Below are 18,796 nucleotides of genomic sequence, written 5' to 3'. Positions count from 1 at the left end.
CGCTCCTATCGATACGACAGCGTAACGACGCGCGCTCTGCCCATCAACGGTGGGCGGGGGAACAGGTCATTGTGCGGGTCGGAACAATCGCGTGCTGCAGCGCGAATGTTTGGCAGACACCGGTCGATGGCTGGCGCGACATTGAGGCGCTGGCCAACTGGTGCAGCTTGGCAGCTACTCCGTCGAGTCCGCGTTGGCTGCGCGCAGTGGGTCTGACGCCTCCAGCCAGTCCAGTTCGTTCTCCAGGGTATGGAAGGCGTCGTCGCCGATCTCCGCCGCGTCGCGCATGGTCAGGAGCGTCTGCCGAGCGGCGTCGAGCGCCCCTTCATAGGCGTCGTCGTACTCGGCGCCGAACGACGCGAAGGCGCTGCCGGTGTCGTGAAGTGGCCGGCCCAGGTGCATCTTCAGGTTCTTGCGCACCAGGTCGTGCACGGGTGTCGAGTCTTTCGGCAGCCGGGCAAAGGCGGCCTCGAGCATTCGCTGCCGCGCCGCCGTTTCCTCTTCGCCCACCGGGTCGCCGTCCCGCAGGTTGAGCAAGCGAAGAAGCGGCTTGAGCGTCAGGCCCTGGATGAGCAGGGTGCCCAGGACGACCAGGAATGCGGTGAGCACGATGAGGTCTCGCCCGGGGAACTGTGCTGGAAGCGCCAGGGCTGCGGCAAGCGTGACGATGCCTCGCATGCCGGCCCACGAGATGACGAGACCGCTGCCGACGGTCGGCTTCAGCATCAGCCGCGCCACCTTGACGCGATGTCTCTTGCCGAACGCGCCGAGCATCGCGTTGAACGCCATGTGCCAGGCAATCCGCACCACGATGACGGTCAGCAGCACGGCGGCCGCAACGGTCAGATAGTGGTCTCGCGTGGCCTCGGGCAGGTCGAGGAGGATCGGGCGCAACTGCAGGCCGATGAAGATGAACGCAAAGATGTTGAGCGCGAAGACGACCGTCGCCCACACGGCGTTGGTGGGGACGCGGACGCGCGCCTCGATGCGGGCAGGTGCGATGCGAGCCAATGTCATGGCGAAGCACACCGTGGTGAGCACGCCCGACAGGCCGAGGTGCTCGGCCAGTTGCCAGACCCCCACGGCGCCGACGAACTGCATGATGATCGCCGTCGGGATGTGCTGGACGCGTTCGAGCAGCCGCTGCGTCAGCAAGCCCAGCGCGGGCCCGGCGACGAGGCTGCCGACCACGCTGAGGACGAAGGCCGGCGCAATGGCTTGCAGGGAGAAACTTCCTGCCGCGACGGCGCCAACGGCCAAGCGGTAGATCAAGAGCGCGCTGGCGTCGTTCAGCAAGCTCTCGCCCTCCAGGATGCCGAGGATGCGTTGCGGCGGATGCAGCGGGCGAAGGACGGCGGTCGCGGCCACGGCGTCTGGCGGAGCCACGATGGCCCCGAGCGCGATGGCGGCGGCCCAGGGCAGGGTCGGCACCAAGGTGTGCGCGACCAGCGCGACCGCCGCGGTGGTCAGGCTGACCGCGACGATCACCAGGCTTGCCAGCGGAAGCCAGTTGTCCTTCAGGTCGCGCAGTGACGCGTCGTATCCCGCGTCGACCAGGATCGGTGCTACGAAGAGGGCAAGCACCAGGTCGGGTGGCAAGGTGAGATGAGGCGCGCCGGGTAGCAATGCGAGCACCGCGCCGCCTACCGCCAGGAAGACGGGGTAGGGGGCGCCCATCCTTCTTGCGGCAGCGGCCAGAAGCACCGCTGCGACGAAGAGGACGATGATCTGCTCTAGGTCGTGCACGGGCCGAGTATGTCAGTGCGAAAGGGCTTTCGCGCCCCCGGTTCACAATAGGCCGCCATGAAGTTCTGTCTAGCCTGCCTGCTTTGTCTGCTGCTTGCGCCCGTCTGGGCGGTGGACCTGCGCGACGGCGACGTGGTGCTCTACCGCCATGCGCTGGCGCCAGGGGGCGGCGACCCGCCGGGGCTCAAGCTCGGTGATTGCGGCACGCAGCGCAACCTCAGCGACGCGGGGCGCGATCAGGCGCGCCGCATCGGCGAGGCGCTGCGCCAGCGCCTGGGCAAATTGCGCATCACCGCGGTGTGGGCGTCGCCCTGGTGTCGCACGTTGGAGACGGCGCGGCTGGCTTTCCCCGGCTTGCCGGTGAAAGAGCAGCCGGCCTTCGGCTCCTTCTTCGGGCAGATGGAGCGCGAAGCCGGCCAACTGCGCGATGCCACCGCGCTGCTGGCCGGTTGGCGCGGACCGGGCGTGCTGGTGGTCATCACGCACCAGGTGACGATCACCGGGCTCAGCGGAATCCATCCCGCGTCTGGTGAAGGCGTCGCGCTGCGCTGGGCCGACGGACGCGCAGAGGTGCTGGGCCAGTTGGCCGCTCCGGCGCCCTGAGCCGCGTTCAGAACCGGAGCAAGCTGAAGCCTCGCTCATTCAGTCAGAGGACGCGCGCCCCATCACCCCAAATGGACGCTCAGCGGCGGCAGCATCGAGCCGCCGCTCTCATTCACGAGCCGCTGGTCATGCACGTACTCCTGCGTCACCTCGACCACCCAATTCCGCTCGAACTTCTTTCCCAACTTCTGAACCAACTGGTCGAAGGTCAGCGCATCCAAGGCGTTGCTGTCCAGATGAACCGGCCCGCCGGTGCCTTCCTGAACGAGATCGCAGAGCGCCGCCGCGGTGTCGGACATGAACGAGCACGCCGGACGCCAGGCTGAACTCGCGCGGATGCGCCCATCCCGGGCGTGCTGCTCATCCAGGTGACGGAGCATGTTGTTGCCGACACCATCCGGCGCGATCTGCCAACCGATGCGGGCCACGGTCGCCGACGGATAAGCCGTCAGCACCGCGTCCTCGCATCGAATCTTGTACTGCCCGTAGTCGTCCTTTGCGGTCCGCTGGTCGCTTGGCCGATGAGGTCCCCCTGACGAAGCGTCGAAGACCATCGCGGTGCTCACGAAGACCAGGGGCACCCCGTGCAGCCTCGCGAAGCCTGCCAGCTGAGCTGCCCACGACTCGGCGCCCATCGCCAGGTGGACGATGGCCTCCGGCGCCTCGGCGCGCAGGAAGGCCAGGGCGGCGGCCTCATCGGCAGGGTCCACCGCGCCGCGGTCCCAACCCACCACGTCCCAGCCTCGCGTTTCCGCTTCACGGCCGACCCAGGGAGCCACGGTGCCGTTCAGTCCGGTGATGAGGAGCTTCATGTCCAGTGTCGATCTTTGGCTGTTGATCCCCCCGACTCTGCCACGCGTCCGGGGCTTCGCGCGCGGCTCGCCGCCATCGGCTCAGGAGGCCAGCGCCATGCCTCGCATCGCGGCAGGGGAGAGCTGCAGGCCCGCGGGTCGTTCGTCCCGCTTGCGTCAGCACCCGGTCGGTCTTGCCTTCAGCAATCGAGGCGACGTACAGGATGCGGCGGAGCATTCAGACCTCGTGTTTTTCCGCGACGAATGGGCGCAAGGCCGGTTCGTGCCACAAGCCGTCAGAGGTCAGCGATCTTGAGCCTCGACCGCGTGGGTGGGGTCGGGGCATCCGCGATCACGGCCAGCGCCTGCACCAGACGGTCCAGGTCATGGACCTTGTCGTAGTAGCCGTCGATGCCTGCGGCGATACACAGTGGCCCGAACACGCTTTCGTCCCCACAGGTGACGGCATACGCCGTGCCTTGAAACCCCTGGGCCCGGAGTCGCTGGACCGCCGAGAAGCCGTTGCCCGTGGAGAGGGTCAAGTCGGTGAGGATGACGTCCGGCCTGCACAGGCCTGCGGCCATGACGGCTTGATCCTCATGCTCGGCCTCTCCCACCACTGCCGCGCCAGGCACCCGGGTCAGTCGGTCTCGAAGCCGCCGTCGGAACGAGGACGATGCGTCGATTAGCAGAATTCGCATTTCTTGTCGGTCGGTGGCAGCCATCCTCTTCGCTGCGCGAGCAAAAAAAGAAGCCCGGACCGCTTGCGCGCCGCCGGGCGTAATCGACTGATGTCGACCCCGCTCAGGGAGGAAAAGCGGGGACGTTGCCGCCGCTCTTTACGACGTAACAACGTGAAATGAATTTTGCACTTTTATCATTTGTGCGAATGCCGGCAAATCCATCAACTCGCTGTCGGGAAATGACCTACAAACCGGGTCCCGCCGCCACTCCGCACCGTTCATGTCCGTTCCCTCCGGCAGATGCTTCTCTCCGTTTTCCTCGCCCCACGCAGTTCGGATCGCCGTCCTCTTTTGCAGCTTGCTCGGCACCGCCGGCGCAGCGACGCTCCGCGGCGAAGTCGTCGGCCTCTCTGATGGCGACACGCTGACCGTGCTGGACAGCGAGCACCATCCGCATCGCGTGCGACTGGTGGGTATCGATGCACCGGAGAAGCGCCAAGCCTTTGGGGAGCGTTCGCGGCAGCACCTCTCGGAGCTGGTCTTCCGGCAGGAGGTTGTCGTGGACTGGAAGAAGAGAGATCGCTACGGCCGCATCCTCGGGCTTGTCCGCGTGCGTTCGGTCGATGTCGGCCAAGCCCAACTGAGAGCAGGCCTGGCCTGGCACTACAAGGCGTACGAGCGGGAGCAACCGGCCGCACAACGCACCCTGTACTCAGCCGAGGAGATCGATGCCCGGCGCGCGCGGCGCGGCCTATGGAGCGAGACGACGCCAACCCCTCCGTGGGAATTCCGTCGCAGCAAAGTGACTGGTGCCAGAGCTCCCGCGGAACATGAGTCCTCCCGCTGAGTGCCAGGTCTTGCCCTGCCGCTTTGAGAAGGGCGGAGGGGGCCAGTCCAGACCATCAGTCGTGCAGCACCTATCTTCGCGATGAGCAAAGGCGATTGGCCGGTCGCATCAGCGATCCGTACCATCTCGAGCAAGATCAAACTCGGCTGGAAGGGGATGCGAGATGGCCAAGACTGCAACGTTCGGAGTGCTTCACCTCGGGACCTCTTTCACGGTGACCTACCTGCTCACCGGAAGCATCGCCATCGCGGGCCTGGTGACGTTCATCGAGCCGCTGGTCAACACCGTCCTCCACTACTTCTTCGACAAATACTGGGGGCACCCGTCGATCAAGGCGTGGTGGTCGGCACGCCGCAAGAGGGCGCATGAGCGCTCGCTCGCGACGGCGAAGGTCGAGGTCGCCTGAAGGGCAAACTCCGGAAACCGCGCCTCGACCGCAAGCATCTCCTCTTCGGTGAGATCCTCCGGCCTCAGCGCCATGTGAGTTCAGCTTCCGCCGCTCACACCGCCACCGGCGCCTTGATCGCCGCGTGGTGCTGGTAGTCCTGCAGCTCGAAGTCCTCGAACTCGTAGTCGAAGATCGAGTCCGGCTTGCGCTTGATCTGCATCGTTGGATACGCGAACGGGCTGCGCGACAGCTGCGTCTCCACCTGCTCGAAGTGGTTCGAGTAGATGTGGCAATCCCCGCCCGTCCAGATGAAGTCCCCCAGACCCAGCCCGCATTGCTGCGCCAGCATCTGCGTCAGCAGCGCGTAGCTCGCGATGTTGAAGGGCACGCCCAGGAAGATGTCCGCGCTGCGCTGGTACAGCTGGCACGACAGCTTGCCGTCCGCCACGTAGAACTGGAAGAACGCGTGGCAGGGCATCAGCGCCATCTGGTCCAGCTCCGCCACGTTCCACGCCGAGACGATGATCCGGCGCGAATCCGGATTGGTCTTCAGCTGCTTCACCACCTCCGCGATCTGGTCCACGTGCCCGCCGCCCGCCTTCGGCCAGCTGCGCCACTGCACGCCGTAGACCGGGCCCAGGTCGCCGTCCTCGCGCGCCCACTCGTCCCAGATCGAGCAGCCGCGCTCCTGCAGCCACTTGACGTTGGAGTCGCCGCGCAGGAACCACAGCAGCTCCAGGATGATCGACTTCAGGTGCACCTTCTTCGTCGTGACCAGCGGGAACCCCTCGCTCAGGTCGAATCGCATCTGGTGCCCGAACACGCTGCGCGTGCCCGTCCCCGTCCGGTCGCCCTTGGCCACGCCGTGCTCGTACACGTGGCGCATGAAGTCTTCGTACTGGCTGCGCACGGGGCGCGCAGCGGTCGAGGCAGGGGCGGTCGGGGTCGTCATGAGGGCGATTCTAGAGGGCCCGCGCCGAGCCCCCAGGCCGCGCGGTCTCCCCGGGCCGCTCCCTCGCCCGGACGTCGTCACCCCCCGGAAGAGGTAGGCGGCGCCCCACCGCATTACGCCTGTAATGCGCGCGGTGAGCCGTCGTAACCCGATCCCAACGTGCGCCTCCGAACATCGCCGCAGCCCGGACAACGTCGCTCGTACGCCAGCGGCCGCCGGCCATCGAGACAAGCCACGCGGGGTCCGCATGAAATCCATCCAGTCGCTCAGCACCGGCACGCGCCTCGCGGCCGTGTTCCTGCTCCTGCTCGCGCTGTCGGCCCTCAGCACCGGCGTGGTCGTGTCGCGTTTGGCCGCCGTCAGCGCCAGCCTGCGCCAGATCGAGCGCGAACGCCTCCCGCTGGTCCAGCGCCTGGGCGACATGTCCGACCAGGTCAACGCCGTCGGCCGCGGCCTGCGCAACGCGCTGATCTTTGAGGACGAGACCCGCATCGCCGCCGCGCTCGTGGACACCGGCCGCCAGACGCGCGAGATCGCCGCCACCATCGAGTCGCTGAAGCACCAGCCCGCACTGGAAAACGGCGCCGCGGACATCGCGCGCCTGTCGCGCTCGTTCTCGGACTACGTGCCGCTGCAGCAGCGCTTCGTCGCGCTGCTCAAGGACCGCCACCGCGAGGAGGCCGGCGCGCTGCTCGTGGGCGAACTGCGCGCGGCGCAGCTGAAGACCATGGCCGACCTCGATGCCCTCAAGGACCGCCAGACCGCGCTCATCAGCGCCGCGGCGGAGGAGGGCGAGGAGGGCTACCTGAACGCCCGCGGCCTGCTGGTCGCGCTGTGCGTCGCGATGCTGGTGGGCGCCGCGGTGGTCGGCAGCCAGCGGATCCGCCGGGACCTCGCGCCGGGCACCGGCGAAGCGGTCGCGCGACTCAGTGCCTGAGCGACGCGATGGCCGAGCGCCTGGAAGCCTGTACGCCCGGACACCCGGACGCCTCGGCACCCCCGAACACCCCTGAACACCCGCTACGACGGAGAACGCTCATGAATCACACGGTGAGCCGGCCCTACCGCTGGGGCGTCTACGGTCTGCTGGCCGCGCTGGTGGCGCTCAGCATCGGCATGTCCGTCGCCATGGACTGGATGACCGCCAGCATCCGCAGCAGCGCCACGCCGCTGCTCAAGGAGAAGGTGCCGCTGCTGCATCACCTCTCGGAGTTCGAGTCCTCGCTGCTGCTGCATCAACTGGCGATGAACAAGTACTTCGCGAACTCGATCAGCCATGACCGCTTCGTCATGCTCGAGCGCGACACGCGCCGCGACATGGACGCCAACCTCCAGGCCCTGCGCGCGCAGACCGAGCACAAGGACGTCATCGGGCGGATGCAGGTGGGTTTCGAGTCCATCCTCGCGCTGACGCCGCGCTTCGACGCCGTCGCCGACAACCCCAAGCCCGGCGCGGCCGAGGCGGTGCTGTTCGAACTGAACCGGCTGACCAACCAGGTCCGCGGCGACATCGACGCGCTCCAGGACGAGATCGACGCCATGGTCTACCGCAGCAGCGAGCAGGCCACCCATCGCATCGACCAGATCGGCACCGTCGTCCACGTCTTCAACCTGATCACTGCAGTGACGGCGCTGTTCATGATCCACCACGTGTGGGCGCGGCTGCGCTCGGAGGATGTCCTCGCGCACCAGGCCGTCCACGATCCGCTGACCGGGCTGCCGCATCGCCGCAGCCTGGAGCGCCGGCTCGCCCAACTGGACGGCGCGGACCTGACGCTGGTGCTGGGCAAGCTGGACCGCTTCGAACGCGTCGTCGTCAGCCTCGGCCATCGTCACGCGGACCAGTTGATGCTCGACGTCGGACGGCGACTCGAGGCCGCGGCCCGCGCCCACGGCGCCCAGTTGTTCCGCCTGGACGGCGCGATGATCGCGGTGCTCTACGAGGGCCCGAGCGCGGAACACGTCGCCGCCATCGCCCACCTGCGCGAGGAACTGGCCCGGCCGTTCCGCGTCAACCGCCACGAGGTCTTCCTGACGCTGAGCCTGGGCGAGGTCGACAGCCGCGAGGACGGCGGCAACGCCGAGACGCTGCTGCGCAAGGCCGATGCCGCGCTGCAGTCGGCCGAGCGCGCGGGCGGCGACCAGTTGGTGCCGTACTCGGCGCACCTGCAGACGCAGACGCTGGAGCGGCTCGACATGGAAGCCGATCTGCAGCACGCGATCGAGCGCGGCGAGCTGGCGCTGCACTACCAGCCGCAGCAGGACCTCGCGACCGGCGCGCTGCGCGGCTTCGAGGCACTGCTGCGCTGGAAGCGCCAGGGCCGCCTGGTCTCGCCGGTGGAGTTCATCCCGCTCGCCGAGGAGTCCGGCCTGATCGTGCCGATCGGCGCCTGGGTCTTCGAGCAGGCCTGCCACCAGGCGCGCCTGTGGAACGAGGGCCGCGCGGAACCGGTGGTCATCGCGGTCAACGTGTCGATGCGGCAGTTCCAGCAGGCGGGCTTCCTGGACACGATCCGCCACGGGCTGGCCGTGTCCGGCGTCGATCCGGCACACGTGGAGATCGAGCTCACCGAGAGCACCGCAATGCAGGACCCGGAGAAGGTCATGGACGTGCTGGAAGCGCTGCGCGGGCTCGGTCTGGCGCTGGCGATCGACGACTTCGGCACCGGCTATTCCAGCCTCGCCTACCTGAAGCGGTTTCCGTTGAACAAGCTCAAGATCGACCAGTCCTTCGTGCGCGGCATGAGCCTCGATCCGAAGGCGAATCCGTCGTGCATCGTGCACGCGGTCGTCGGCCTCGCGCACAGCCTGCAGCTGACGGTGCTGGCCGAGGGCGTCGAGACGCAGGAGCAGCGCGCCCGCCTCGTGGAGATGGGCTGCGACGAGATCCAGGGCTATTTCTACGGCCGCCCGCTGGCGGCGGACAAGGCCGCGGAGTTCCTCGCGCAGCACGATCGCCGCGCGGCGCTGACCGCGATGGCGCCGATGGTCGCGACAAGCGCCACGGCCGCGTCCGCGCTCGGCCTGTCGTTCCCGGCACTGGCGGCGGCGTGAGCGCGCCGGGCGATCGTCGATGAACCCCCGATGGCAACGGCGCGCGATCGGTGCGCGTCCCCTCGATCAACGGGCCCGCGATCGTGCCCATTTGCGCACGTGGACCTTCGACGCCGATGCGCCGCTGGCGATGGCCGAGATCCTCGATGTGATCGACGCGCTGGAGGAGATCGAACGACTCGACGGCCTGGATCCCCGGACCGGACCGGGCAGGGTGTTGATGGCGCGGGTCGTGCCCGCGGTCTCCGGAAGGTTCAGGCCGCCGCGCGCTTCAGCCGTGCGCGGACGCGGCCCAGCGCCTGCCACAAGGTGGCGGCGTCTGCCGGCTTGAGCGAGCCGGCCTCGGCCGGCAGCGGCGCCAGGCCGGACTGCTCGGCGAGCGCGATGGCTTCGTCCACCAGCCCGATCCAGCGGCCCAGCAGTGCGGCGCTGATCTCAAGGCGGTCCAGCGTCTGATGCGCGACGCGCGAGGCCGCGGCCGCGCCGGCCGAGGCCAGCGCCAGCAGGCGGTTCCATTCCTGAGCGATCGCGGCTGACTCGGCCGTCATGTCGGCAGTGTTGGCGGTGTTGGCGGTGGCGGCAGCCGCCTCGTTTCGCACCGCGCTGCCGCGCTGGACGACGAGATCGTCGAGCGCATTGCTCATGTGGATCAGCGTTTCCACCTGCGCGATCGCGTCGCGCAGGCCGATGTCGAGCGCGTGCAGGCTGGCGCGCGCGCCCGCCCGGTCCAGCGCTTGCGGACGCGGGCCCGGTGTGCCGAGGCGCGCGATGTGTCCGGCCGACTGGAGTTCCAGCCAGGCCAGCCGTGCCATCCGCGCTTCCAGCCCGGCGAGCGTCGCCGCCGTCCCGTCCTCGAGTCGACGGGCGGCGGCTTGGGCGAGCGTGAGATCGGTGGTATCGGGCCGGACGCGGGGTGCCGCGCCGGGGGATGCGTCTGAAGCGTCCGACGGATCCTTCGCCGACGTGCGTCGAGGTCGCACACCGCGAACGGCGGCGGCCACCAGCAGCGCGATCGCCGCGAGGCCGCCGACCGCCCAGGCCCGCGAGCTGCCCGCGGTGTCATGCGACGCTTCGCGCATGCGGGTCACATACGTCTCGCGCACGGTCTTGCGTTCCGCCAGCGCGGCGTCCAACGCCTGTCGCTGACTGTCCCCGTGCAAACGCGTGGCCATCGCCACCGAACCCTCGCGCACGAGGCCGCTCTCGTCGGCCAGCAGGTCCCACAGGCGTCGGTCGGCCGACAGCATGTCCGCCATCTCCGCGCGCGACGTGCCGCCGCGCACGCCGGCGATCAGGTCGCTGCGCGTCTGCTCGGCCTGGAAGCTCAAGGCTGTGAGGCGATGGAAAGCGCCGCGGGTGCCGGCGTCGATCTCGCGCCGCGGGGCGACGCGCGCCCGCATCAGTTGCGCGCCGGCTTCGTCGACAAGGCGATCGAGCCGATCGAGGCCGTGCATGACGCGCAAGTCGGTCTCGATGCCGGCTTCGAATCGGGCCATGCCCGTGCCGAAGGCAGCGACGCCAGCGCCGAGCACCAGTCCGGCCATGCCCAGGCGGGCGCCGGGGCGCGCCGCCAGTGCGGAGATCGCGGCGACGAGCGTGGAGTTCTCCGGCGCTGATGCACCAGCGGAGTCATCGACGCTGCGGGGGTTGCCCGGCTCGTCCGACCTGCCCGGATTGCTTGGATTGCCCGTGTCGCGCGGTTTGCCTGAATTGCCCGGGTTGCCGGCGGCGCTCATGTCGAATGCCCCAGCTGCGAATCCCGGCCCAGCGTCGTGCTGATCGCATCGGCGATCGCCTGCAGCCGCTGGACCTCGCCGGCATCGAAGGCGTCCGCCGATGTCGAGAACAGCGCCAGGCAGCCGTACCAGGCGGGCCCGTGCCAGATCGGCAGCAGCAGCGCCCGCGCGCAGGTCGCGCAGCCGCGCCACGCGAAGGTCGTCCCCAGGTCGGAGAGATGTCGTCCCAGCACCTGCGGCTCGCCGGCGCGCAGCGCGCGCAGCACCTCCTGGCGACCGGGCAGCAACAGCAGGTCGCCCACCCACGGCGGATCGATCAGCCCCGTGCGCGCCGCCACCTGACGGATCAGCAGGCGATGCAGCGCGTCGGCGCCCGGGCCCGTCCGCGCGACGCAGACGAGATCCGCGGCGCCCGCGCGCACGAGCGCGTTGCCGATGCCTTCGAGCGCCTCGCCGGTCACGCCGAGCCGCAGCGCATCGCGCCAGGCCGGCTCCTCGAAACGCGCCTGCATCGCGCCGATCGCGGCGGTCTGGCGTCGCAGCCGGCTGGACAGCCACAGCAGCCCGAGCGTCATCGCCCAACCCGCCGCCAGCGCGGCGTCGATCAGCGCGCGGTCGCGGTCGCCGTGATCGGCGGCCCAGGCCTGGTGTCGGCGCTCCGCCTCCGACTGCGCGGCGGCCAGATCGGTGAGCGCGCGCTGGACATCGACGGTCGCCGGCGCCAACTGCGTCGCGACGAGGTGCCGCACCGCCGCCGTGTCGTCGGCGCGCAGGCCGTTGGCCAGCCGGTCCAGCGCGAGCGTCAGCGTGCGGATCCGCGCCGCGGCGGCGGAGGTCGCCGTCGTCAGTTCAGGCGAGGGTTCATGAGGACGGTCGTCGCCGAGCTTGCGGAAGGCGTTGCGCGCGCGTTCGGCGCTCGCCTGCACGGCGAAGGCGGCCTGCGTGGGCGTGAGCTGGCCGTCGTCGCGTTCATCGACGATGCGCAGCGGCGCGGTCAGCAGGCCGTCGCTGACCGACAGCAGCAACGCCGCGCGTCGCGAGGCCGGCAGCGGCGCCAGGTCGGGCCAGGGGCGGTCGGCGCGGACGGCGACGAGGGTCGTCGCGGTCAGCGCCGCCAGCAGCACGAGTGCACCACGGTGTGCCCAGCGAGGGGCCACGGCAGCGCCGGGGTTCAGCGTGTCCATGCGCCGCATCGTGCGGCGGTGCGGCTACCGCGCGGTTACCCCCGGCGACCCGGACGTTTCAGCTGAAACCGCCGATGCGTCGAGCACGCGGGCCACCGCCTGCGCGAGCTCCGCCGCGCTCAGCGGCTTGCGCACCAGCTCGCGCGCGCCGGAGGCGGCGACGCGGGCTTCGAGCTCCTCGCCGCCGTAGCCGCTCATCACCAGCACCGGCAGCCCGGGGCGTTGCGCGAGCAGGCGCTTGGCCAGCTCGACGCCGCTCATGCCGGGCATGGTCTCATCGGTCAGCACCGCGTCGAAGCGTTGCGGCGCGCGTTCGAAGGCGACGAGCGCGGCCTCGGCGCTCGGGAAGCCGACCGGCTCGTAGCCGAGTTCCGCCAGCAGTTCCTCGGCGAACTCGCGCAGCGGCGCCTCGTCGTCGACGATCAGCAGCGTCTGGCCGTCGCCGCGCGGCGGCGCTTCCGCGTCGTTCGACCGGAGCGCGCGCGGCGCTTCGCCGGCCACCGGGAACCACAGCGCGAAGCTGCTGCCGCGGCCCGGCTCGGTGCGCACGTCGATGGCGCCGCCCATGTCGGCGACGATGCTGTGCACGACCGACAGGCCCAGCCCCGTGCCTTCGCCGACCGCCTTCGTGCTGAAGAACGGATCGAACATGCGGCCGTAGACGTCCGGCGCAATGCCGGTGCCGGTGTCGGAGACGCGGACCTCGGCGTACCGGCCCGGCGGCAGCGTGCCGTGGCTCAGCAGCACGGGCTGCGCGCGCACCAGCACGTCGACGCTGAGGCCCAGCCGCCCGCCGCCAGGCATCGCACCGACGGCGTTGCTGCACAGGTTGCTGACCAACTGCTGCATCTGCAGCACGTCGCCGAGCAGACCGGCGTTGCCGCCGCGCAGCGCGGTGTGGAGTTCGACGTCCGCGGGCAGCGTCGGCGTCACCAGTTGCAGCGCCTCCTCGACGGCCTGGTCGACGTTGACCAGGCTGCGGTCATGCACGCCGCTGCGGCTGAAGTCCAGGATGCGGCGCACCAGCAGCCGGGCCCGCGCGCCCGCCTGCATGATGCGGTCCAGGTGGCGCGCCAGGTCGGCGTTGGCAGTGCCGGCGCGGCGCTGCGCCATCTCGCCGTGGCCCAGGATCGCGCCCAGGATGTTGTTGAAGTCGTGCGCGATGCCGCCGGCCAGCGTGCCCAGCGACTCCATGTGCTGCGCGGTCCGCAGTTGGGCCTGCAGGCGCTCGCGTTCGGCCTCGGCGTCCTTGCGCGGCGTGATGTCCATCGCGGCGCACGAGAAGCGCGTCGGCCGGCCCGCCGCGTCGCTCAGGCATCGTCCGCGCAGGTGCAGCCAGCGCCAGACGGTGTCGTCCTCGCCGTCGTCCAGGGTGTCGCTCAGGGTTTCATTCGCGGCTTCATTCCCGACCTCGTGCTTCGCTCCGCTCGCGCTGTCTCGGCGCTCATCGGCGGGACGTGTGCCGCCGCCGGAAAGACGGACGCGGTACTCGATGTCGAGCTCCGGCGTGCGGCCCGCCAGGTGCTCGTGCAAGCTGTCCGTGACGACCGGACGATCGTCCGGATGCAGATCCAGGGAGAGGAACAGCGCGCGGGCTTCCATCGGCCGCGCCGACGGCGCCGCGCCGTGCAGGCGCAGCCAGCGCTCCGAGGCGAAGAAGCTGTTCTCCTGCAGGTTCCACTCGGCGTGGCCTTCGTTGGCCGCCTCCATCGCCAGCGCGTAGCGCTGTTCGCTGCGGCGCAGCGCCTGCTCGCCGCGCTCGACGCGAAGCAGCTGTCGCAGCATCAGGCTCATCGTCAGCAGGCCCACCGCCACCAGCGCCAGCGTGCGCAGCGCCAGGCCGACCATCTCCGCGCGCCACGGCGCCATCGCCTCGTGCGCGTCCTTGGTCACCGACATCATCAGCGGCCGGTCCGAGACCGGGAGCGACACGATGAACTTCTCGCGCCCGTCGACGGGGCTGCGCGCAATCCGCGGTGCGCTGGCCTGCTGCGAGGTCAGGTCGCTGAAGACCTGCCCGTCGGCGCGCGGGTCCGGCGGCTGGCGCACGACCAGCCTGCCGTCGTCGAAGGTGAGGATCAAGGCGCTGCCCGCGCCGAGGTCGATCGCGTTGTAGACCTCGCGCAGCTCGTCCAGCGTGACGATGGCCGTCACCACGCCGGCGAAGGCGCCGCTCGGCGTCTCCAGCCGCCGCGACACGACGAGCGCGGCGCGGCGCTCCGACCGCGTCACGATCGGCGGATTGATGAACAGGCCGGCCACGCGCGAGTCGCGTTGCGTCTCGAAGTAGGGCCGGTCGGAGACGTCGGCCAGCGGCTCGCCGGTCTGGCGCGAGCGGTAGCGCTGCCGGCCGTCGGCATCCGTGATCGTCAGCACGCTGACCTGCGGGGTGGCCGATGCGCGCATCCGCAGCGCGTTTTCGATGTCGGCGCCGGTCTGCCTGGCACCCTTGTCGCGGTACCAGATCGCCGTGTCGGTCAGGAGCAGGTCGACGGCCTGCAGGCTGCGCTCCGCTTCCTCCGACAGCGCCCGGGCCAGGTTGCTCAGCTCGCGGCCGGTGGACTGCGTGACCTGCTGGTGCAGCCGCCACGCGTCATAGGCGGACGAGGCGGCGAACGCCAGGATCACGCCGCTTCCGACGACGGCGATCCAACGGCGCAGCGAGCGGGTTTCGGTCATGGGGGCGAAGGGGAGCCGGCGTGGACGTTGAAGGGGCGGACGGGGTGGATTGTGTGGGCGGGGCAGGGGGTCAGTCCTTGCGCAGCAGCGGGCGGACGGCGGCCAGCAGTTCCTCGCGCAGGCAGGGCTTGGGCAGCAGGCCCTGGAGGCCGAGCTGCCGGGCGGCCGGCGACGCGGCGCCGAGCGCTTCCGAGACCTGCGTCGACAATCCCAGCAGGGCCGCGCGCGGATACGTGGCGCGCACGCGCTCGATCAGCGTGCGCACGCCGTCGCGCAGCATCGGCAGGTCCAGCAGCACCAGGCCGACGGCCTCGGCACCGGATTCTCCGGCGGCGCAGCAGGCGGCGATCGTTCGAGCGTCCATCACGTCGTGCCCGGCGGCGGCCAGCCACTCGGAGATCAGTTCGCGGATCGCGGCATTGTCGTCAAGAACAACTACGGTGAACATCGGCGGGGCGCGGGTGGCGGGGCCGTCCCGGAAGTCCGGGGCAGAGCCTGCGCGCAAGGGCGGGAATGACGCTATTGGCGCCGGGCGCTGTTCCGCCATCATTTCCGGGAGATTTCCTGCGTTACAGCTGAAATGCGGAGACACCCGGACGTGGCTTCCGCCGCGTGAAGAACCCGTGATAGCTTTCGGGCCGCCACCATGAATGCGACCACCACGCCCCACATCCTCGCGGTCGACGACGACCCGGCCATCCGCGAGCTGCTGACCGACTACCTCACCGAGCACGACCTGCGCGTGACCGCGGTGGGGTCGGGCGCGGAGATGCAGGCCGTGATGCAGGCGCAACTGGTGGACCTCGTGCTGCTGGACCTGCGGCTGGGCCGCGAGGACGGCATGCAGCTGGCGCGCACGCTGCGTGAGAGCAGTCAGGTGCCGGTGATCATCGTCACCGGCCGGCAGGATGAGGCCGACCGTGTGATGGGGCTGGAGCTGGCCGCCGACGACTACATCAACAAGCCCTTCAGCTCGCGGGAACTCCTTGCGCGCATCCGCGCCGTGCTGCGGCGCTATCAGCTGCTGCGGGAGGCCGTCCCGGCGCGCGACGAGCGTCGACGCGGCTATCGCTTCGACGGTTGGGAGTTGAACGTTCGCAGCCGCAGGCTCACCGCGCCCGACGGCGCGCGCGTGGAACTCTCCAATGGGGAGTTCAACCTGCTTCAGGCGCTTTGCTCATCGCCCCAGCGTGTGCTGACCCGCGATCAACTGCTCGACCTCTCCCGCCTTCACGGCGCCGAGGTCTACGACCGATCCATCGACGTCCAGATCCTGCGGCTTAGGCGCAAGATCGAAAGCGATCCAGCACAGCCGCTCTACATCTGCACAGAGCGCGGGGCCGGGTACGTGTTCAGCGTGCCGGTGGAAGTGCTGGAGTAACCCGGGGAGCGGGGCGAGGGAGAGCCCGCGCGAGACTGCCCGAGGCCGGCGGCGGAGCCCGCCAGGGCGCTCAACTCGATCCGCTCACCTGCGGTTCGCTGCTCTCAGACAGAACGCGCCTGGTCAGTCCTGGAAGCGGGCTCCGCCGCCGGCCTCGGGCAGCCTCGCGCACTGCCATCGACGGAGCAGCCTCCGTCATGCGTTGAACTGCAATGCGGCCAGGCGTGCGTAGAGGCCGCCTCGCGCCACGAGCTCGGCATGCGTGCCTTGCTCGACGATGCGACCATGATCCATCACCACGATGCGATCGGCACGCTGCACCGTCGAGAGACGGTGCGCAATGACCAGGGTCGTGCGGTCACGCATCGCCTCGTCCAGCGCCTGCTGGACCAGCCGCTCGCTTTCCGCATCCAGCGCGCTGGTGGCTTCGTCCAGCAGCAGCAGCGGCGCGTCCTGCAGCATCGCCCGCGCGATCGCAATGCGCTGACGCTGGCCGCCAGACAGGCGCACGCCCCGCTCGCCCAGGAAGCTGTCGTAACCCTGCGGCAGTTGGCGGATGAACTCGTCGGCATGTGCGGCCTTGGCCGCGGCGATGACTTCCTCCGCACTCGCGTCCGGGCGGCCGTAGCGGATGTTGTCCAAGGCGCTGGCCGAGAAGATCACGCTCTGCTGTGGCACCAGCGCCATGCGGCCGCGCAGGTCCGCCAGCTTCACGCGGTCCACAGGCACGCCATCCAGCTGCAGCTTGCCGGACTGCACGTCGAAGAAGCGCTGCAGCAGCTGCAGCACCGTGCTCTTGCCAGCACCGCTCGGGCCGACCAGCGCGACGGTCTCGCCAGGCTCGATGCGCAGCGTGAAGTCCTCCAGCGCGGCGCGGTCGGGGCGCGACGGGTAGTGGAAGCGGACCTGTTCGAAGGCCACGCGCGCCGGGCCGGTCGAGGCGGGCAGGGCGACCGGCGCCGCCGGGTCCGCCACCGGCGATTGCGCCGCGAGCAGCTCCATCAGCCGCTCCATCGCGCCCGCCGCGCGCAGCAGGTCGCCCCAGACCTCCGCCAGCACCGCCACCGATGACACCAGCAGGATCACGTAGACCACCGTCTGCCCCAGGTGACCCGCGGAGATCTTGCCCGCCATCACCGCCTGCGTGCCCTGGTACAGCCCCCACAGCAGCGCGCCGAAGGTCGCCGTGATGATGAACGCGACGAGGAAGGAGCGCACCTTGGTCCGCTTGCGCGCGGTGTCGAAGGCGGCCTCGCTGGCGGCGTCGAAGCGCACGGCCTCGCGCGCCTCCTGCGCATGCGACTGCACGACGGTGATCGCGTTGAGCATCTCCGCGGCGATCGCGCTGGTGTCGGCGATGCGGTCCTGGCTCGACCGCGACAGCCGCCGCACGCGGCGTCCGAAGAACATCGCCGGCGCCACGACCAGCACCAGGATGCCCAGCACCTGCGTCATCACCCACGGATTGCTGAAGATCAGCAGCGCCACCGCGCCCAGGCCCATGATGACGTTGCGCAGCCCCATCGACAGGCTGGAGCCGACGATGCCCTGGATCACCGTCGTGTCGGTGGTGATGCGGCTGATGACCTCGCCGGTCTGCGTCGTCTCGAAGAACTCGGGACTCTGGCGCAGCACGTGGCTGTAGACAGCGGTGCGCAGGTCCGCGCTGACCCGCTCGCCCAGCCAGGTCACCGCGTAGAAGCGCAGGGCCGAGAACACGCCCAGCGCCGCGCCGGTCGCGAACAGCCAGACGAAATGCTCGCGCAATGCCATCAGCCGGTCGCCCGGATCGGCGGACACCAGGCCCTGGTCGATCAACTGGCGCAGCGCGAGCGGGAAGACCAGCGTCGCTGCCGCCGCCAGGACCAGGAAGACGATCGCCGCGGCGATCCGCCCCCGGTATGGCCGCAGGAAGGGCCAGAGCGCCGGGCCCATCGCCCGCAAGGGGGGCGGCGTGCGCACGGCGTTTGCCTGTCCGCTCGAAGAGGGCGCCGGTTCGGGGTGGCGGGAGGCCGTCGCCGAGGGGGACGAGCCGGGAGAAGAAGGGGACATGGCGGACATGAGGTCAGTTTAGGGGCCGCGTGTTGCGGGAATGTCCCTACACGCGGAAAGTCCATCCCAGGCAGTGATTGGCAAGGCAATCATTGCCTAAGCAATAATTGTCATCAAGCATTTCCGTCAGCGCCATCCCGGAAATCCGAAGTCATGAAAGACGACGTCATGAGTGCCAAGTTGCCCCCGCCCGCCGATTTCTACAGCGCCGACAGCTTCACGTCGGAGCCGAGCCTGGGCTGGCTGCTGCGGCAGATCAAGCAGTCCATGGTGCTGCAGGCCGACAAGATGCTCGGCGAACTCGACCTGACCCACGCGCAATGGGCGCCGATGTTGCGGCTGCGTTTCAACGGCCCGATGTCCAGTGCCGCGCTCGCCCGCGAGCTGGCGATGGACGGCGGCGCGATGACGCGGCTGCTGGACCGGCTGGAAGCGAAGAACCTGGTGCGCCGCGAGCGCTCGGTCGAGGACCGGCGCGTGGTGATGGTGTCGTTGTCCGAGGTCGGCGTGAACGCGATGGCGGCCGCCCCGGGCGTGCTGTCCAAGGTGTTCAACGACCACCTGGCCGGCTTCACCGACCAGGAGTTCCGCACGCTGATCGGCCTGCTGCAACGCATCGTCGTCAACGGCCAGGGCATCCGCGACGCCGACCTGACGGGCGAGTCGTCCACGCTGGTCGACAAGTTCGAATGATCGCGAC

16 protein-coding genes are annotated in these 18,796 nt (G+C 69.8%); 7 read left to right on the top strand and 9 right to left on the bottom strand.

The window, feature by feature from the left end:
- Nucleotides 1-174: 174 nt before the first annotated feature.
- On the bottom strand, nt 175-1,746 hold the full coding sequence (locus AC07PR_RS03455) for a cation:proton antiporter (protein WP_495134419.1): 1,572 nt from the start codon (nt 1,744-1,746) through the stop codon (nt 175-177).
- 57 nt (nt 1,747-1,803) lie between these two features.
- On the opposite strand from AC07PR_RS03455, the gene AC07PR_RS03450 reads away from it, so the two are divergent.
- Entirely contained in the window at nt 1,804-2,349 is a 546-nt protein-coding gene (locus AC07PR_RS03450; RefSeq protein ID WP_495134418.1) for a histidine phosphatase family protein, read from the top strand.
- 62 nt (nt 2,350-2,411) lie between these two features.
- On the opposite strand, the gene AC07PR_RS03445 is transcribed toward AC07PR_RS03450, so the two are convergent.
- The gene (locus tag AC07PR_RS03445) at nt 2,412-3,161 is read right to left on the bottom strand and encodes a sugar nucleotide-binding protein (RefSeq protein WP_495134417.1); all 750 of its coding nucleotides are present in this window, start codon (nt 3,159-3,161) and stop codon (nt 2,412-2,414) included.
- Nucleotides 3,162-3,436: 275 nt separating this feature from the next.
- Complete coding sequence (locus tag AC07PR_RS03440) at nt 3,437-3,841, bottom strand: response regulator (protein ID WP_495134836.1); 405 nt, start codon at nt 3,839-3,841, stop codon at nt 3,437-3,439.
- Between the two features lie 262 nt (nt 3,842-4,103).
- Here AC07PR_RS03440 and AC07PR_RS03435 point away from each other — a divergent pair, with 262 nt between their 5' ends.
- Both AC07PR_RS03435 and AC07PR_RS03430 read left to right on the top strand, forming a co-directional pair.
- Nucleotides 4,104-4,670: a thermonuclease family protein gene (locus AC07PR_RS03435; protein WP_495134416.1), complete on the top strand. Its 567-nt coding sequence runs from the start codon at nt 4,104-4,106 to the stop codon at nt 4,668-4,670.
- 163 nt (nt 4,671-4,833) lie between these two features.
- Entirely contained in the window at nt 4,834-5,076 is a 243-nt protein-coding gene (locus tag AC07PR_RS03430) for a DUF2061 domain-containing protein (RefSeq protein ID WP_495134415.1), read from the top strand.
- A gap of 94 nt (nt 5,077-5,170) precedes the next feature.
- Here the strand turns inward: AC07PR_RS03430 and AC07PR_RS03425 are convergent, their stop codons facing one another.
- The gene (locus AC07PR_RS03425) at nt 5,171-6,010 is read right to left on the bottom strand and encodes a thymidylate synthase (RefSeq protein ID WP_495134414.1); all 840 of its coding nucleotides are present in this window, start codon (nt 6,008-6,010) and stop codon (nt 5,171-5,173) included.
- A gap of 247 nt (nt 6,011-6,257) precedes the next feature.
- Between AC07PR_RS03425 and AC07PR_RS03420 the strand changes: the two genes are divergently transcribed.
- Both AC07PR_RS03420 and AC07PR_RS03415 read left to right on the top strand, forming a co-directional pair.
- Nucleotides 6,258-6,947 (top strand): MCP four helix bundle domain-containing protein, encoded by a 690-nt coding sequence (locus AC07PR_RS03420; protein ID WP_495134413.1) that lies wholly within the window; start codon nt 6,258-6,260, stop codon nt 6,945-6,947.
- Nucleotides 6,948-7,048: 101 nt separating this feature from the next.
- On the top strand, nt 7,049-9,064 hold the full coding sequence (locus AC07PR_RS03415) for a putative bifunctional diguanylate cyclase/phosphodiesterase (protein WP_495134412.1): 2,016 nt from the start codon (nt 7,049-7,051) through the stop codon (nt 9,062-9,064).
- Between the two features lie 254 nt (nt 9,065-9,318).
- Here the strand turns inward: AC07PR_RS03415 and AC07PR_RS03410 are convergent, their stop codons facing one another.
- From AC07PR_RS03410 to AC07PR_RS03395, 4 genes are all read right to left on the bottom strand, one after another.
- Nucleotides 9,319-10,800 (bottom strand): hypothetical protein, encoded by a 1,482-nt coding sequence (locus AC07PR_RS03410; protein ID WP_495134411.1) that lies wholly within the window; start codon nt 10,798-10,800, stop codon nt 9,319-9,321.
- Nucleotides 10,797-11,984 carry a hypothetical protein gene (locus tag AC07PR_RS03405; protein ID WP_495134410.1) on the bottom strand — a complete coding sequence of 396 codons (1,188 nt, stop codon included), beginning with the start codon at nt 11,982-11,984 and terminating at the stop codon, nt 10,797-10,799. The genes AC07PR_RS03410 and AC07PR_RS03405 overlap by 4 nt, the downstream gene beginning before the upstream one ends.
- 24 nt (nt 11,985-12,008) lie before the next feature.
- Entirely contained in the window at nt 12,009-14,663 is a 2,655-nt protein-coding gene (locus tag AC07PR_RS03400) for an ATP-binding protein (RefSeq protein ID WP_495134409.1), read from the bottom strand.
- Nucleotides 14,664-14,733: 70 nt separating this feature from the next.
- On the bottom strand, nt 14,734-15,111 hold the full coding sequence (locus AC07PR_RS03395) for a response regulator (protein WP_495134408.1): 378 nt from the start codon (nt 15,109-15,111) through the stop codon (nt 14,734-14,736).
- A 198-nt stretch (nt 15,112-15,309) separates the two neighbouring features.
- Between AC07PR_RS03395 and AC07PR_RS03390 the strand changes: the two genes are divergently transcribed.
- Nucleotides 15,310-16,044 (top strand): response regulator, encoded by a 735-nt coding sequence (locus AC07PR_RS03390; protein WP_377155269.1) that lies wholly within the window; start codon nt 15,310-15,312, stop codon nt 16,042-16,044.
- Between the two features lie 195 nt (nt 16,045-16,239).
- Here AC07PR_RS03390 and AC07PR_RS03385 read toward each other — a convergent pair whose 3' ends face one another.
- Complete coding sequence (locus AC07PR_RS03385) at nt 16,240-17,979, bottom strand: ABC transporter transmembrane domain-containing protein (protein WP_377161946.1); 1,740 nt, start codon at nt 17,977-17,979, stop codon at nt 16,240-16,242.
- A 285-nt stretch (nt 17,980-18,264) separates the two neighbouring features.
- Between AC07PR_RS03385 and AC07PR_RS03380 the strand changes: the two genes are divergently transcribed.
- Complete coding sequence (locus AC07PR_RS03380; protein ID WP_483106259.1) at nt 18,265-18,789, top strand: MarR family winged helix-turn-helix transcriptional regulator; 525 nt, start codon at nt 18,265-18,267, stop codon at nt 18,787-18,789.
- Nucleotides 18,790-18,796 lie beyond the last annotated feature (7 nt).

The organism is Roseateles sp. GW821-FHT09H11 (assembly GCF_059415845.1).
This window is presented reverse-complemented; position numbering and strand designations above follow the sequence as displayed.